The 14,389-nt window shown below is 72.7% G+C and carries 15 protein-coding genes and 1 pseudogene; 8 read left to right on the top strand and 8 right to left on the bottom strand.

All coding sequences use genetic code 11. The annotated features are described in order from the left end of the window. The first annotated feature begins 1 nt into the window (after window position 1). Entirely contained in the window at window positions 2–199 is a 198-nt protein-coding gene (locus ACFV9W_RS37605) for a hypothetical protein (RefSeq protein WP_385770328.1), read from the top strand. Further along, window positions 183–1,175: a YihY/virulence factor BrkB family protein gene (locus tag ACFV9W_RS37600; RefSeq protein WP_385770326.1), complete on the top strand. Its 993-nt coding sequence runs from the start codon at window positions 183–185 to the stop codon at window positions 1,173–1,175. Before ACFV9W_RS37605 ends, ACFV9W_RS37600 begins: the two co-directional genes overlap by 17 nt. A 30-nt stretch (window positions 1,176–1,205) precedes the next feature. Here ACFV9W_RS37600 and ACFV9W_RS37595 read toward each other — a convergent pair whose 3' ends face one another. Genes ACFV9W_RS37595 through ACFV9W_RS37580 form a run of 4 tightly spaced genes read right to left on the bottom strand, consistent with a single transcriptional unit; the run spans window position 1,206 to window position 6,013 of the window. Next, complete coding sequence (locus ACFV9W_RS37595; protein WP_385770324.1) at window positions 1,206–2,318, bottom strand: XdhC family protein; 1,113 nt, start codon at window positions 2,316–2,318, stop codon at window positions 1,206–1,208. After that, window positions 2,311–4,443 (bottom strand): xanthine dehydrogenase family protein molybdopterin-binding subunit, encoded by a 2,133-nt coding sequence (locus ACFV9W_RS37590; RefSeq protein ID WP_385770322.1) that lies wholly within the window; start codon window positions 4,441–4,443, stop codon window positions 2,311–2,313. The genes ACFV9W_RS37595 and ACFV9W_RS37590 overlap by 8 nt, the downstream gene beginning before the upstream one ends. Continuing rightward, window positions 4,440–5,429 carry an FAD binding domain-containing protein gene (locus ACFV9W_RS37585; protein WP_385770320.1) on the bottom strand — a complete coding sequence of 330 codons (990 nt, stop codon included), beginning with the start codon at window positions 5,427–5,429 and terminating at the stop codon, window positions 4,440–4,442. The genes ACFV9W_RS37590 and ACFV9W_RS37585 overlap by 4 nt, the downstream gene beginning before the upstream one ends. After that, window positions 5,426–6,013 (bottom strand): 2Fe-2S iron-sulfur cluster-binding protein, encoded by a 588-nt coding sequence (locus ACFV9W_RS37580; RefSeq protein ID WP_385770318.1) that lies wholly within the window; start codon window positions 6,011–6,013, stop codon window positions 5,426–5,428. Before ACFV9W_RS37580 ends, ACFV9W_RS37585 begins: the two co-directional genes overlap by 4 nt. A gap of 233 nt (window positions 6,014–6,246) precedes the next feature. Here ACFV9W_RS37580 and ACFV9W_RS37575 point away from each other — a divergent pair, with 233 nt between their 5' ends. Further along, window positions 6,247–6,834 (top strand): TetR/AcrR family transcriptional regulator, encoded by a 588-nt coding sequence (locus ACFV9W_RS37575; RefSeq protein ID WP_385770316.1) that lies wholly within the window; start codon window positions 6,247–6,249, stop codon window positions 6,832–6,834. On the opposite strand, the gene ACFV9W_RS37570 is transcribed toward ACFV9W_RS37575, so the two are convergent. Then, window positions 6,831–7,622, bottom strand: a complete 792-nt coding sequence (locus tag ACFV9W_RS37570) for a LysR substrate-binding domain-containing protein (RefSeq protein ID WP_385770314.1) — start codon at window positions 7,620–7,622, stop codon at window positions 6,831–6,833. The genes ACFV9W_RS37575 and ACFV9W_RS37570 overlap by 4 nt on opposite strands. 58 nt (window positions 7,623–7,680) lie before the next feature. Here ACFV9W_RS37570 and ACFV9W_RS37565 point away from each other — a divergent pair, with 58 nt between their 5' ends. Next, on the top strand, window positions 7,681–8,085 hold the full coding sequence (locus ACFV9W_RS37565) for a DUF5997 family protein (RefSeq protein WP_385770312.1): 405 nt from the start codon (window positions 7,681–7,683) through the stop codon (window positions 8,083–8,085). Between the two features lie 18 nt (window positions 8,086–8,103). Here the strand turns inward: ACFV9W_RS37565 and ACFV9W_RS37560 are convergent, their stop codons facing one another. Next, window positions 8,104–9,327, bottom strand: coding sequence for an MFS transporter (locus ACFV9W_RS37560; protein ID WP_385770310.1), 1,224 nt, complete (start codon window positions 9,325–9,327; stop codon window positions 8,104–8,106). Beyond that, window positions 9,324–9,911 (bottom strand): helix-turn-helix domain-containing protein, encoded by a 588-nt coding sequence (locus ACFV9W_RS37555; RefSeq protein WP_385770308.1) that lies wholly within the window; start codon window positions 9,909–9,911, stop codon window positions 9,324–9,326. Before ACFV9W_RS37555 ends, ACFV9W_RS37560 begins: the two co-directional genes overlap by 4 nt. On the opposite strand from ACFV9W_RS37555, the gene ACFV9W_RS37550 reads away from it, so the two are divergent. After that, window positions 9,910–10,431, top strand: coding sequence for a GNAT family N-acetyltransferase (locus tag ACFV9W_RS37550; protein WP_385770306.1), 522 nt, complete (start codon window positions 9,910–9,912; stop codon window positions 10,429–10,431). The genes ACFV9W_RS37555 and ACFV9W_RS37550 overlap by 2 nt on opposite strands. Before the next feature lie 19 nt (window positions 10,432–10,450). Here ACFV9W_RS37550 and ACFV9W_RS37545 read toward each other — a convergent pair whose 3' ends face one another. Continuing rightward, a complete protein-coding gene (locus tag ACFV9W_RS37545; RefSeq protein ID WP_385770304.1) occupies window positions 10,451–10,852 on the bottom strand; it encodes an ANTAR domain-containing protein in 402 nt (133 codons plus the stop codon). Between the two features lie 308 nt (window positions 10,853–11,160). Between ACFV9W_RS37545 and ACFV9W_RS37540 the strand changes: the two genes are divergently transcribed. From ACFV9W_RS37540 to ACFV9W_RS37530, 3 genes and pseudogenes are all read left to right on the top strand, one after another. After that, complete coding sequence (locus ACFV9W_RS37540) at window positions 11,161–12,117, top strand: helix-turn-helix transcriptional regulator (RefSeq protein ID WP_385770302.1); 957 nt, start codon at window positions 11,161–11,163, stop codon at window positions 12,115–12,117. 217 nt (window positions 12,118–12,334) lie between these two features. Further along, window positions 12,335–13,933 carry a carbohydrate-binding protein gene (locus tag ACFV9W_RS37535; RefSeq protein WP_385770300.1) on the top strand — a complete coding sequence of 533 codons (1,599 nt, stop codon included), beginning with the start codon at window positions 12,335–12,337 and terminating at the stop codon, window positions 13,931–13,933. Between the two features lie 149 nt (window positions 13,934–14,082). After that, window positions 14,083–14,389 (top strand): annotated as a pseudogene (locus ACFV9W_RS37530) (hypothetical protein); the annotation flags it as partial.

Below are 14,389 nucleotides of genomic sequence, written 5' to 3'. Positions count from 1 at the left end.
CATGACCCACCACAAGCATCACCATGGCGACGAGGGCCAGAGCGCCGAGACGGCCACCGAGAGCGTCCTGGAGGAGTTCGAGGAGGGCCAGACCGATCCGCGGCACCGGGCGGAGAAGGACCGTCGCCGCGGTGAGAGCGGGGACGCCCTCACGCCCAACGAGGAGGCCCAGGAACAGGCCCATGGCGACGACCAGTGAGCCGGACGAGGACCCGAAGAACCCGAAGGACCCGACGGATCTCCCGCCCCGCTCCTGGTGGGCCGTGCTGCGGCGCACCGGCAAGGAGGCCTTCGACGACGACCTGCCCGACCGGGCGGCGGCGCTGACGTACTACGGCGTCCTCTCGCTCTTCCCCGGGCTGCTCGTCCTGGTGTCCCTGCTCGGTGTGGTCGGCGAGCGGGCGACGCAGGGTGTCCTGGACAATCTGCGCCACCTCACACCCGGTCCGGTGCGGGATCTGCTCAACCAGGCGGTGGAGCAGTTGCGGGACAGGGGCGGGTCGAGCGGGGTGGTCGCGGCGGTGAGCCTCGTGGCCGCTGTCTGGACGGCCTCCAGCTATATCGCCGCGTTCATCCGCACCGCGAACGCCGTCTACGACACGGAGGAGGGCCGCCCGGTGTGGAAGCTGGCACCGCTGCGGCTGGCGCTGACCGTCGCGCTGATGGTGCTGCTCGCGGCGAGCGCGACCATCGTCGTGTTCACGGGACCGCTGGCCAAGCGCGCCGGCGACGCGCTCGGGGCGGGGGACGCGGCGCTCATGACGTGGAACATCGCGAAGTGGCCGGTGCTGCTCGTCCTGATGGCCCTGTTGGTGGCGCTGCTCTTCTGGCGCGCGCCCAACGTGCACGGCCCCGGCTTCCGCCGGCTGAGCCCCGGCAGCTTCCTCGCCGTCCTGCTGTGGCTGGCCGCGTCCGGCGGCTTCGCGCTGTACGTGGCCGGGTTCGGCTCGTACAACAAGACGTACGGCACCCTCGCCGGCGTCATCATCTTCCTGGTCTGGCTGTGGCTGTCGAACCTGGCGCTGCTGCTCGGCCTGGAATTCGACGCGGAGCTCGCCCGGCAGCGGGCCATCAGCGGCGGGCTGCCCGAGGACGAGGAGCCGTACACGGAACCGCGGGACACCCGCGCGTGGCCTCCGGATGCCACGGGTCCGGGGTCCGAGCGGCCCGCGTAGCGGGGGCCCGGACCCCGGCCGCCTTTCGGCCTAGGGCCTGTGGATCGCCCCCTCGCCGCCCCGCAGCGGCAGCCCGCTCCCGCCGCGCCGTGCCGCGACGATCTCCGCCCCGATCGACACGGCGGTCTCCTCCGGCGTACGGCCGCCGATGTCGAGCCCTATCGGGGAGTGCAGCCGCGCCAACTCGCCCTCGCTCAGGCCTACTTCGCGCAGCTTCCCCATCCGGTCCTCGTGCGTGCGCCGCGAGCCCATCGCCCCGACGTACGCGGCCGGCAGCCGCAGCGCGACCTCCAGCAACGGCACGTCGAACTTGGCGTCGTGCGTGAGGACGCACAGGACCGTGCGCTCGTCCGTCGCCGTCGAGCGCAGGTAGCGGTCCGGCCACTCCACGACCACCTCGTCCGCCTCCGGGAAGCGGGCCGGCGTCGCGAAGACGCCGCGCGCGTCGCACAGTGTGACGTGGAAGCCGAGCAGCTTGCCGACCTTGACCAGCGCGCCCGCGAAGTCCACCGCGCCGAACACGATCATCCGCGCGGGCGGCACGCTCGACTCGACGAACAGGGTGACATCGCCCTCGCAGCGCGCCTTGCTCTGCGGCACCTCGCACACCCCGGTGCGGCCGAGGTCGAGGTGGGCGCGGGCCTGCGCCGCGAGCCCCGAGTCGTCGCCCGCCGTGAGACGCCCCTCGGACGAACCGTCGGGGCGGATCATCAACAGGCCTCCGGTGGCGGCGAGTTCACCCGGTCCTTCGAGGATCCGGGCGAGCGCCACCGCCTCGCCGCGCACCGCGACGGCGAGCGCCGAGACGACCGCCGCCCGGGACGGCGAGTCGAGCCGCACCGGTTCGACGTGCACCTCGACCTCGCCGCCGCAGGTGAGCCCCACCGCGAACGCGTCGTCGTCGCTGTAGCCGAACCGCTCCCGCGCGGGCGCCCCGTCCTCCAGGGCCTGTACGCACAGTTCGTACACCGCGCCCTCGACGCAGCCGCCGGACACCGATCCGATGACCTCGCCCGCCGCGTCGACGGCGAGGGCCGCGCCGGGCGGCCGGGGCGCGCTGCCGCTCACCGAGACGACGGTGGCGACAGCGAACTCCCGGCCCTGCGCGGCCCATTCGCTCAGTTCGGTCGCGAGATCAAGCATGGCCGCGCTGCGCCTCCGCGAGCAGTACCCGGTCGGGCCGCAGCGGCAGGTCGCGGTGGCGCACCCCGGTCGCGTGCCACACGGCGTTGCCGATCGCGGCGGCCGTGCCGACGATGCCGATCTCGCCGACGCCCTTGATGCCGACGGGGTCGTCCGGGTCGGTGTCGTCGACCCAGTGCGCCTCGATGACCGGCACGTCCGCGTTGGCGGCGACGTGGTAGCCCGCGAAGTCGGCGCCGACGTGCCCGCCGTCCGCCGCGTCCCGCACGGCCTCCTCGTGCAGCGCCATGGAGATGCCCCACGTCATGCCGCCCACCAACTGGCTGCGCGCGGTCAGCGGGTTGATGATGCGGCCCGCGGAGAAGACGCCGAGGAGGCGCCGCACGCGGACCTCGCCGCTCGCCACGTCCACGGCGACCTCGGCGAACTGCGCGCCGTAGGAGTACCGCTCCTTCTGCGCGAGGGCGCCGACCAGCTCGGTGGTGTCGGTGCGGACCGTGAGGCCCTCGGTCGGAACGGCGGCGGTCGGGGACAGGCGGTCGCGCAGTTCGCGGCTGGCCGCCATCACGGCCCAGCCCCAGGAGCGGGTGCCCATCGAGCCGCCCGAGAGCCACGCCTGCCCGAAGTCGCTGTCGGCGATCCGCACCCGCACCAGGCCCTGGTCGACGCCGAGTTCGTCGGCGGCGATCTGGGTCAGCGCGGTGCGGGCTCCGGTGCCGACGTCCGCCGCCGTGATCCGGACGGTGAACGTACCGTCGTGCTCGGCGGTGACGGACGCCGTCGACGGGGCGACACCGGACGGGAAGGAGCAGGCCGCCACGCCCGTGCCGAGCAGCCAGCGGCCCTCGCGGCGCACGCGCGGCCGCGGGTCGCGCCCCTCCCAGCCGAAGCGGCGCGCGCCCTCCTCGTAGCAGCCGAGGAGGTTGCGGCTGCTGAAGGGCAGCCCCGAGACGGGACCGACCTCCGGTTCGTTGCGCACGCGCAGCTCGACCGGGTCCATGCCGAGCTTCTCGGCGAGCTCGTCGAGCGCTGACTCCACGGCGTACGAGCCGGGGGCCTCGCCGGGCGCCCGCACGAACGTCGGGGTCGGCAGGTCCACGGGCACGACACGGTTCACGGAGAGGTGCGCGTCGGACGCGTACATCACGCGGCCGTATCCGGCGCTGGCCTCGACAAACTCGCGGATGTTCGAGGTCAGCGACTGCGCGTCGTGCCCGAAGGCGCGCAGGCGTCCGTCGGCGTCGGCGCCGAGCCGCATCCGCTGCGTGGTGGGGCTGCGGTAGCCGGTGAGCGCGAAGACCTGACGGCGCGTCATGGTGAGCCGGACGGGGCGCTGGAGTTCGGTCGCGGCCATCACGGCGGCGATGTGGTGCGCCGCCACGAGCTTGCCACCGAAGGCCCCGCCGACGTGTTCCGAGCGGACGTGCACGGCGGACGGGTCCAGCGAGAAGGTCTGCGCGAGCTGGTCGGCGACCGCCCTGCTGCCCTGGTTGGCGTCGTACACCTCCAGGCGCCCGCCCTCCCAGCGCACGGTCACCGCGTGCGGCTCCATGGCGGTGTGATGCGCCTCGGGGGTGGTGTACCGCTCGTCCACCACCGCGGCGGACGCGGCGAGTTCGGCCTCCAGGTCGCCCTTGCTCGCCTCCGAGCCCTCGGGGGCGTAGGTGCCGGGCCGGTCGGCCTCGAAGGCGATGTCGTGCGGCTCGACGTCGTACTCGACGACGAGCGCCTCCGCGGCCTCCCTGGCCTGCTCGGGCGTCTCGGCGACGACGAGCGCGACGGGCCAGCCCGCGTGCAGCACCTGGTCGTGCTGGAAGACGTGCAGGATGCCGTCGGGCGGCCCCATCAGGGTGAGGTAGTCGGTGTTGATGCGGGGCGCGTTGCCGTGGTGCATGACCGCGAGGACGCCGGGCATGGCGCGCACGGCCGCCTCGCCGACGGAGCGGACCCGGCCGCGCGCCACGGTGGACAGCACGAGCCAGCCGTGCGCGAGGTCGGTGAACGGGAACTCGCCCGCGTACCGGGCGGCACCAGTGACCTTCTCGCGCCCCTCGACCCGGCTGCGCCCGACACCCACCGAGTCCGTCTTCGCCGTGCCGGCCGCTGTGGTGGTGGTCGTCGTCATCGGGTGGCCTCCGAGAGTTCGGTGAGCAGCGCAATGATCAGATTGCGCATCAGGGGCACCTTGTACGTGCTGTCGGGCAGCGGCTCCGCCGCGGCGAGCTCGGCGTCGGCGGCGGCCGCGAACGTCGCGCCCTCGGCGGGCTTTCCGATCAGCGCCGCCTCGGCGGCACGGGCCCGCCACGGCCGCGAGGCGACCGCGCCGAGCGCGATCCGCGCGTCCCGTACGACGCCGTCCTGCACGTCGACGGCGGCAGCTACGGAGCCGATGGCGAAGGCGTACGAGGCGCGCTCGCGGACCTTGCGGTACGTCGAGTTGGCCGCGACGGGCGCGGGCGGCAGGGTGACGGCGGTGATCAGCGCACCGGCCGGGAGCCCGGTCTCCAGGTGCGGGGTGTCGCCGACGGGCCGGTAGAAGTCGGCGAGCGCCAACTCGCCCTTGCCCTCGGCGGTTTCGTACTCGACGACGGCGTCGAACGCGGCGAGCGCGACACCCATGTCGGAGGGGTGCACGGCCACGCAGTGCTCGCTCGCGCCGAGGATGGCGTGATTGCGGTGCTCGCCCTCGACGGCCGGGCAACCGCTGCCGGGCTCCCGCTTGTTGCACGGCTTGCTGACGTCGGTGAAGTAGCCGCAGCGGGTGCGCTGCAGCAGATTCCCGCCGACGGTCGCCATGTTGCGCAGCTGGCCCGAGGCCCCGGCGAGCACGGCCTGCGCCAACGCCGGGTAGCGGAGCCGCACTTCGGGGTGGGCAGCGAGGTCGCTGTTGGTGACGGTGGCGCCGATCCGGAGCCCGCCGTCCGCGGTCACCTCGACGCTGTCCAGCGGCAGTTCGCGTACGTCGACGAGGCGCGCGGGGCGCTCCACGCCGATCTTCATCAGGTCGACGAGGTTGGTGCCGCCGCCGAGGAAGCGGGCCTCGGGGTCGGCGCCGAGCACCGCCACCGCGCCCGGCACATCGGTCGCACGCTCGTATCCGAACTCCCTCACGCCACGGTCTCCTTCGCGTCCTCGGCGGCGTGCGCGGCCGCGTGGGCGACCGCCTGCACGATCGACACGTACGCGCCGCAGCGGCACAGGTTTCCGCTCATCCGTTCCCTGATCTCCTCCGGGGTCAGCGGCTGCGGGGCCGCCGCGGGCCGCACATCGCCGGTGGCCGCGGACGGCCAGCCCGCGGCGTGCTCCTCGATGACGGCGATGGCCGAACAGATCTGTCCTGGCGTGCAGTAGCCGCACTGGTAGCCGTCGAGCTCGACGAACGCCTCCTGGACCGGGTGCAGTTCGCCGTCCGGGCCCGCGACGCCCTCGATGGTGGTGATCTCGCGGTCCTCGGCGGCGACCGCGAGCTGCAGGCAGGCCACGGTCCTGCGCCCGTCGACCAGCACCGTGCAGGCTCCGCACTGCCCCTGGTCGCAGCCCTTCTTCGTGCCGGTCAGATCGAGCCGCTCGCGCAGGGCGTCGAGCAGCGTGGTGCGGTGGTCGACGGGAAGGGTGTGCTTCTCCCCGTTGATGTTCAAGGTGACGACGCTGGACGTAGCGGACACGGTCGTGCCGCCGATGTCAGCTGGGGGCATGGGTGCAGCCTTCTTTCGCGTGTCTGATGCGTGGAGAATCGGCGCTGTACTCGCTGTACTCGCTGTGCTCAAGGCGGGAGGCGGACCGGACGCGCGGGTGCGGCACGGGCCGGTACCCACTAGGGTGTTGACCCTAACCGGACAGCTGTCCGTTCTACGGGACACGAACGTAGTGGACAACTGTCCGCCTAGCAAGGACTATTCCCCGCCACGGCAGAAGGAGGAGAACTCGCGTGGGGCACTCGAAGAAGCCGGCCGCGCTGCGCTCGGACGCGCAGCGCAATCGCGAGCGCATCCTCGAGGTGGCCCTGGCCGAGTTGACGCGCTCCGCGGACACACCGCTCAGTGCCATCGCGAAGAAGGCGGGCGTCGGGCAGGGCACGTTCTACCGCAATTTCCCCAGCCGTGAGGCGCTCGTCCTCGAGGTGTACCGCTACGAGGTGGAGCAGGTCGCCGACGCGGCCTGCGAGTTGCTGTGCTGCCGGCCGCCGGAGCTGGCCCTGCGGGAGTGGATGGACCGCCTCGCCCAGTACGCGATGGCCAAGGCCGGCCTCGCGGACGCGCTGCGCGAGGCGACGAGCGCGCGCGGGACGATGAAGCAGCTCGCGCACGGCCCGCTCACCGAGGCGGTGACCCGCCTCCTGGACGCGAACACGAAGGCGGGCACGATCCGCCCCGACGTCACCCCGGACGACTTCATGCTGGCCATCGCGGGCCTGTGGCTGATCGACCCCCGCGGCGACTGGCAGACCCGGGCGGGCCGCCTCCTGGACCTGGTGATGGACGGCCTGCGGTCGGGCGCGCCCGGAGCCGCCCCTTAGGAACGCTTGCGGGGCTTGCCACCCTTGGTGTTCTTCGGCGGCTTGTTCGCGCTCCGCTTCGACTGAGGCCTGCCGTCCTGCCGAATGCGCCCCGGCTTCACGAACTTCTTCCCCGCCGGCTGCTTCTTCTTCTCGGACGCCTTCTTCTCGGGCTCCTGCGTACGGCCCCGCGAGCTGTTCACCGTCCGGCCGCGCACGATCCCGATGAAGTCCTCGACCTGGTCCGTGGTGCGCTCCTGCGGCCAGGCGAGCACCACGCTCGACTCCGGCGCGTCGGTGACCGTGCGGTACGTGAGGTCCTTGCGGTGGTGCAGCCGGGCCAGCGACATCGGGACGACGAGCAGGCCCACGCCCGCCGCGACCAGCTCGATCGCGTCGGCCGTACTGGCGGGCCGCTCGAAGGCGGGCTGCCCCGGCGGCCGCTCCCAGCCGAGCACGTCGTCGAGCGGATGCTGCACGATCTCGTCGGCGAGGTCGGCGAGGGTGACCTCGTCCGCGGCCGTCACTACGTGATCCTTGGGGACCACGACCACGGTCTTCTCGGTGTAGAGCGGGATCGCGCTGAAGTACTCGCGGTCGACGGGCGGCCGCACCAGGCCCGCGTCGGCGTCCCCGCGGCGCAGCACGTCCGGCACCTCGGCGGCGGTCACCTGCACCAGGTCGAGCGGCACATCGGGCATCCGCTCACGCCAGATCCGCACCCACTTGGCGGGGGTGGCCCCGGGAACGTAGGCCAGCCGGAAGCCGGGGCCTGAGGTGTCTGCGGGGGTTTCTTGCGTGCCGGTCACGGATCAAGGCTACCCGCCGTGGTCGGCGGGCCCCGTCACGCTCGATACCCTTGACCTCATGAGTTCGCACCAGAGCACCCAGACCATGAAGCCCGCGACCGCGGCGAAGAAGCTGGGTGTGTACCTCGACGCCACGCCCGCCGAGTTCCAGGAGGGCGTCGTCTCGCGCGCCGAGCTGACCGCGCTGCAGGCCGAGCCGCCGCAGTGGCTCGTCGACCTGCGCGCGAACGGCCCGCACCCGCGCCCCGTGGTGGCGCAGAAGCTGGGCGTCTCCATCTCGGGCCTGGCCCGCGGCGGCGTCACGGAGGCGCTGACCACGGAGCAGATCGAGGCCATCAAGGACGAGAACCCCGAGTGGCTCCAGGCCGAGCGCGCCACCCAGGCCGACGTCCGCAAGGAGAACGTCCGCGTGAAGAAGCTGCACGCCGAGCAGGCGGAGAAGCGGGCGCAGCGCGAGGCGTGATCCGGTGGGGCGTCGAGGTCACCGTTCGGCCTGCGCCCCACCGCACGGGGCTCCGCCCCGGACCCCGCGGGCTCTCGTCCGAAAGGCGGGCTTGATCTTGCCCATCGATACGACGCCCGCGAGGACGAGCGCCCCGCACACCACCCCGCTCGCCGCGCCCCAGCCGCCCGCCGCCACGAGCGGGGCGGCGAGTGCCGCGCCCAGGGCCCCCGCCAGGAAGTACAGCAACAGGTAGACCCCGCTCAGGCTGCCGCTGCGGCGTGGGTCGATGGACATGACCCGGGTCTGGTTGGCGGCCTGGGCCGTGAAGCAGCCCGCGTCGACCAGGGCGAGGCCCGCCGCCGTCACCACGGGCCGGTCGAGCCCCGTGCACAGCAGCGCCGCACCGGCGGCCGCGACGAGCATGCTCCCGGCGATCACCGCCCGTGGCGAGTACCGGTCACCGAGGCGCCCGGCCACCGGCAGCGCCGCGAACCCGAGCGCCCCGGCGAGGCTGTAGAGGCCGATGGCCGCGGCGTCGAGCTCGTACGGCGGCTGCGCGAGCCGCACCGTGAGCGCGACCCAGACGAGGCTGAAGGCCAGGTACCAGAGGCTGCCGCCCAGCACCGCGAGCCGCAGCGCGCCGTGCCTGCGCAGGAGTCCGGGCAGCGCGGCGAGGGTGCCGAGGTAGCCGCCTCCGGTGCCCTCGGGCCGCTGATCCGGCAGCCGCGCCCACGCCGCCGCCCCGCACACCACCACGAGCCCCGCGAAGACGAGCAGCATCCCCCGCCAGCCGAACGCGTCCGCCAGCGCCCCGCCGACGAGGCGGCTGAGCAGAATCCCGGCCGACATGCCCGCCGCGATGCCCGCGACGGCCCTCCCGCGCCGCTCCCCCGGCACCCCGCGCCCGGCGATCGTGGACGCCATCGCGCTGACACTCGCGCCCGCGCCCACCATCACGTAGGCGATCACGAGTACGCCGAGGCCGGGTGCGCGGGACGCGAGCAGCAGGCCCGCCGTGAGCAGCGCGAGCTGGCCCGCGACGAGCCGCCGGGGCGCCGCCCGGTCCGCGAGCGGCAGCAGGAAGGCGAATCCGGCGATGCATCCGGCGAGCGCGGCGGTCGTGACCAGGCCGATGGCGGCGGCGGACGTGCCGGTGTCGTGGGCGACGTCGCCGAGCGCCGGCTGGATCGCGTAGTTGTTGGAGAGCGCCACTCCGGCGGTGCAGGAGAGCACCGCGACGCCCCCGCGCGGCAGTCTCACGGCGCCTCGCCGCGCACGAGGACCACGGCGTAACGGCAGTCCAGTTCCGTGGAGTTGACGAAGACGCAGGCCGTGGGCGGGCCCAGTTCGACCGTGTCGCCCGCGTCGAGTTCGTGCACCGTGTCGCCCTCGTGGAACGTGAGGTGTCCTTCGAGCACCCAGATGATCTGCCGGTGGAACGCGAACGCCGCGGCCGGGTACGGCACCTCGGCCCCGGCGGGGAGCCGGATCTCGGCCACCTCGGCGGGGAAACCGGGCCCCGACACCTGCCGCCGCGCGTATCCGGTCTCCGGGTCCTGCCACCGGGGCGCCGCCTCCGCGCGCCGCACCCGCTCCTCGGCCGACGCGGGCTCCGGTTCCGGTTCCGGGTCGAGCAGCGTCGCCACGCTCAGCCGGAACGCCGCCGACAGCCTGCCCAGGATCACGGCGCTCGGACTGCTCTCGCCGCGCTCGATCCGGTGGATCATCGCCCGCGACACCCCGGACTCCTCGGCCAGCTCCGCCAGGGTCCAGTGACGCCGGTCGCGCTCCGCGCGGATCCGGGCACCGATGCGCTCCACCAGGGGGTCTACGATATTGGACATGAATCCACGATACGAGACCCGGGCCCCGGCGGTGAAGGTCCGCCCGGCCCACGAGGACGACCTGGACGCCGTTCTCGCCATTCGCAATCACGCCATCGAGCACGGCACCGCGCTGTGGACGGACACGCCGCAGTCCCGCGAAGAGGGCGCCGCCTGGCTGGGGGCACACCTCGGACGCGGTTCGGCGTACGTGGCCGAGCTCGGCGGGGAAGTCGTCGGGTTCGGTGTCTACGGGCCCTGGAAGGCGTACTCCGGCTTCCGGCACACCGTGGAGAACTCGGTGTACGTCACCGGGGGCCACCAGGGGGCCGGCATCGGGTCCGCCCTGCTGACGACGCTCGTCGACTCCGCCACCGCCGCGGGCCTGCACGTCATGATCGCCGGAATCGAGGCGGGCAACGCCGCGTCGATCCGCCTGCACGAACGGCACGGCTTCGAGCACGCCGGGACGGTGCGCGAGGTGGGCACCAAGTTCGGCCGCTGGCTCGATCTGACGCTCATGCGGCGGCAGTTGAGCTGACCGGCCACGGCCCGCTCGCCTACGACTGCTCCGGCGACGGCGACGGCGACGGCGACGGCGACGGCGACGGCGACGATGACGGAGGCCGCAGCGCGGCATAGCGCTCGATGGCCCGCTGCAGCTCCACCCGCTCCTCGTCCGGCAGTTCGCCGCCCTGGGCGAACTCCAGGAGGTGCTCGGCCACGAGGTTCAGCTTGACGTTGCTGCGCTGCGACACGTCGCGCAGCACGCGCCACGCGTCCTCGGGCGGGATCCGGCCGAGGACGACGACCACGCCGATGGCCTGGTCCACCAGGGCGTGCGAGGTCACGGCACGCTTGAGCTGGGCCACCTCGACCTGCAGCCGTTCGTGCTCCTTGGCGAGGTCGGTGGCCGACAGGAGGGCGAGCGGTCGCGTCGAGGACAGCATGAAGAAGGCCATGGGGCCACCAGGTTGGGAAGCGGGAGCGGGCAGGGTGTTCACCTTTCTCAGACTTCGGCGGGAGCGCCGGTGCCCGGCGCTCTCGACCCTTGACCGCCACGGTACTTGGGCCGGACAGGGGTCGACATCTCGATACTCGGGCCTGCCGCACGAAGCCCGCAGTCCCCGGAGCGAAGTGTCCGGCGGGATCCATCCGGAAAACGAAACGCGGGCAGGCACGCACCCGCAGGTATGCGGCGTGGCAGCCGCCACGGCGGCGGCCGTAGGCTGACGGCACCGGGCATATGACTCTGGGGAGCGCGGCACACATGGGCACACTGCATTTCGACAGCAGCGACATCGGCGTCACCGAGGATTTCCTCAGCCGTCACTATGCCCGCATGCGCATCGGCAACGGCACCCCCGAGTCCAGCCGGGCGCAGATCCGGCGCGAGTCGATTCCGGGGGTGACCGTCGACGAACTGGACCTCGATTTCGACATGCGCTACGCGGTGACGCCGCTTCAGAAGATCTGTCTGTGCCTCGTCCACGAGGGCACCATCCAGGACCACTCGTTCGGTGATGTCGAGGACGCCTTCGGCCCCGGCGACGTGGTCTCCTTCGCCCCTCCCGAACTGCCCTACGAGGGCCGGATCTGCGGCGCCCGGTACAACATCACGATGCTCGACCCCGCCCTCCTGAGCCAGGTCGCCGCCAACGCCCCGGGCGCGGCGCCGGGTCCGGTGCGGCTCACCGGCCACCGGCCCGTGTCCGACGCCGCGGCCCGGCACCTGAAGCGTGCGATCGTCCACGTACGCGACCATGTGGTGGCCGACCCCGAGATCGCCGCCGAGCCGTTGATCGCCTCGACCGCCGCCCAGTACCTGGCGGCGAGCGTGCTGGCCGCCTTCCCCAGCACCGCGCTCGCCCGGCCGACCGGGACGGACCGGCACGACGCGCACTCCGCGACGCTGCGGCGCGCCGTCGCCCATATCGAGGCCCACGCCCAGGAGCCGCTCACCGTCGGCGAGATCGCGGCGGCCGCCCATGTCACCGTCCGGGCGCTGCAGTACGCGTTCCGGCGGCATCTGGACACGACGCCGCTGGCCTATCTGCGCCGGGTGCGGCTCGCGCACGCGCACGACGAACTGCGGGCCGCCGACCCGGCGAGCGCGACGGTGACCGCGATCGCCGCGCGCTGGGGCTTCCACCACACGGGGCGCTTCGCGGCCCTCTACCGGCAGGCCTACGGACGCACCCCCTTTCGGACCCTGACCGGCGACTGAGGCCCGGCGCGGTCCGCGAGGGGCGCCCCCCGTCACTTGATCGTTCATATTCGCGAACAACGATCACATACATAGCCGTTGACGCGGAAGCGACGCCAGCTCTACCGTCACGTCGACCGCCCGCAGAAAGGGCTTTCCCCCGCCGCGATGATGGCGCCTCCGGACGGTCCCGTTCACGGATTCGAACCAGCCACATTTCTGCACCTGGAGACGAACGATGAACTCAAGAGCCGCGAGACCCCTCGTCACCCTCACCTCCGCAGGGCTCCTGGCCGGCGCCCTCGTCGCCCTGTCCGGCACCTCCGCCCAGGCCGCGACCACCCGCTACCAGGCCGAGACCTCCCCCGCCGTGTGCACCGGCGCCGTCGAGACCGAATGGTCCGGCTACACCGGCTCCGGCTACTGCAACGCCACCAACGCCAGCGGCGCGTACGCCCAGTTGACGGTCGACTCCCCCGCCGCGGGCACCGCCACCCTCGCCATCCGCTACGCGAACGGCACCACGGCCGCGCGGGCCACGGACATCGTGGTCAACGGCGCCACCGCCGCCTCGACCACGTTCGCGGGCACCGGGGCCTGGACCACGTGGGCCACCAAGACCGTCACCGTGCAGGTCAAGGCGGGCAGCAACACCATCCGCCTCAACCCGACGAGTTCCGCGGGGCTCCCCAACCTCGACTACGTGGATGTCGACACACCGACGGGCGACACCACCACGCCGCCCGCGAGCGGCGCCCTGTACGTGGCGCCGACCGGGACCGACGGCGCGGCCGGCACCGAGTCCGCGCCCACCACGCTCACCTCGGCGATCAGCCGGATCTCCGCCGGCGGCACCATCTACGTGCGCGGCGGCACGTACGCGTACTCCTCGACGGTCACCATCCCCGAGGGAAAGAACGGCACCGCCTCCGCCCGCACCACGCTCGCCGCCTACCCGGGCGAGAAGCCGGTCCTCAACTTCTCGGCGCAGAGCGAGAGTTCGAGCAACCGCGGGCTCCAGCTCAACGCCTCGTACTGGCACCTCAAGGGGCTCGTCGTGGAGCGCGCCGGGGACAACGGCATCTACGTCGGCGGCAGCGACAACGTCATCGAGCGCACCGTCACCCGCCACAACCGGGACACCGGGCTGCAGTTGGGCCGCATCGCCTCCACCACCCCGCAGTCGCAGTGGCCCTCCGACAACCTGATCGTGAGCGCGGAGTCGCACGACAACGCCGACTCGGACGGCGAGGACGCCGACGGCTTCGCCGCGAAGCTGACCACCGGCACGGGGAACGTGTTCCGCCACACCGTCGCGCACCACAACATCGACGACGGCTGGGACCTCTACACCAAGTCCGACACGGGCCCCATCGGCCCGGTGACCATCGAGGACTCCCTCGCGTACGGCAACGGCACGCTCAGCGACGGCACCGTGAACGCGAACGGCGACCGCAACGGGTACAAGCTCGGCGGCGAGGACATCGCCGTCGATCACACCGTGCGGCGCAGCATCGCGTACAAGAACGGCAAGCACGGGTTCACGTACAACAGCAACCCGGGTTCCATGGCGGTGTCGAACAACCTCAGCGTCGACAACCCGCAGCGCAACTTCGCCTGGGACGAGGGCACTTCGGTGTTCAAGAGCAACACCTCGTGCCGGTTCTCGGTCTCCGGGTCGAACGACAAGACCGTCGGGAACGCGGACTCCACGAACCAGTTCTGGACGGGTACGAACGGTTCCCGCTGCGCCTCCTACAGCGGAGCGCTCGCCTGGTCGTACGCGGCGGACGGCAAGCTCGTCGTGACCCTCGGCGGTAGGCCGGTCACCCTGTAGCCGCACGTCACCCGACTCGCCCCGCCGTGTTTGGGGCGGGTCGGCCCGGCGACCCGGCACGATGGCCCCAAGGGCCCTACGCGCGCGGCCGGACCGGGCGGCAGACTGGCGGCGCCGAGCACACCTCTGCCGTCACTGATGGAGCTGCCATGGCGAAGGATCTGTCCAAGCACCAGGCCGCCGCGCTCGACGCGCACTGGCGGGCCGCCAACTATCTCGCGGCCGGCCAGATCTACCTTCTCGACAACCCGCTGCTCACCGAGCCACTCACCCGCGAACACATCAAGCCGCGCCTTCTCGGCCACTGGGGCACGTCCCCGGGTCTCAACCTCGTGCACACCCACCTCAACCGTGTCATCAAGGAGCGCGACCTCGACGCCCTGTGCGTGTGGGGTCCCGGCCCCGGCGGGGCCCCCCGGGGCCGGGGCGCCAGGGGGGGGGGGGCGTTCAAGCCCG

This window comes from Streptomyces sp. NPDC059897, from assembly GCF_042730865.1.
Classification (GTDB): Bacteria; Actinomycetota; Actinomycetes; order Streptomycetales; family Streptomycetaceae; genus Streptomyces.
The sequence above is the reverse complement of the archived record's forward strand: the minus strand, read 5'-3'. Positions and strand labels throughout refer to the sequence as shown.

What these genes read in the sequence shown, in the direction of transcription:
- ACFV9W_RS37605 (WP_385770328.1), top strand. Translation starts at nt 2, where the DNA reads ATGACCCACCACAAGCATCACCATGGCGACGAGGGCCAGAGCGCCGAG.
- ACFV9W_RS37600 (WP_385770326.1), top strand. Translation starts at nt 183, where the DNA reads ATGGCGACGACCAGTGAGCCGGACGAGGACCCGAAGAACCCGAAGGAC.
- ACFV9W_RS37595 (WP_385770324.1), bottom strand. Translation starts at nt 2,318, where the DNA reads ATGCTTGATCTCGCGACCGAACTGAGCGAATGGGCCGCGCAGGGCCGG.
- ACFV9W_RS37590 (WP_385770322.1), bottom strand. Translation starts at nt 4,443, where the DNA reads ATGACGACGACCACCACCACAGCGGCCGGCACGGCGAAGACGGACTCG.
- ACFV9W_RS37580 (WP_385770318.1), bottom strand. Translation starts at nt 6,013, where the DNA reads ATGCCCCCAGCTGACATCGGCGGCACGACCGTGTCCGCTACGTCCAGC.
- ACFV9W_RS37565 (WP_385770312.1), top strand. Translation starts at nt 7,681, where the DNA reads ATGAGTTCGCACCAGAGCACCCAGACCATGAAGCCCGCGACCGCGGCG.
- ACFV9W_RS37550 (WP_385770306.1), top strand. Translation starts at nt 9,910, where the DNA reads ATGAATCCACGATACGAGACCCGGGCCCCGGCGGTGAAGGTCCGCCCG.
- ACFV9W_RS37555 (WP_385770308.1), bottom strand. Translation starts at nt 9,911, where the DNA reads ATGTCCAATATCGTAGACCCCCTGGTGGAGCGCATCGGTGCCCGGATC.
- ACFV9W_RS37545 (WP_385770304.1), bottom strand. Translation starts at nt 10,852, where the DNA reads ATGGCCTTCTTCATGCTGTCCTCGACGCGACCGCTCGCCCTCCTGTCG.
- ACFV9W_RS37540 (WP_385770302.1), top strand. Translation starts at nt 11,161, where the DNA reads ATGGGCACACTGCATTTCGACAGCAGCGACATCGGCGTCACCGAGGAT.
- ACFV9W_RS37535 (WP_385770300.1), top strand. Translation starts at nt 12,335, where the DNA reads ATGAACTCAAGAGCCGCGAGACCCCTCGTCACCCTCACCTCCGCAGGG.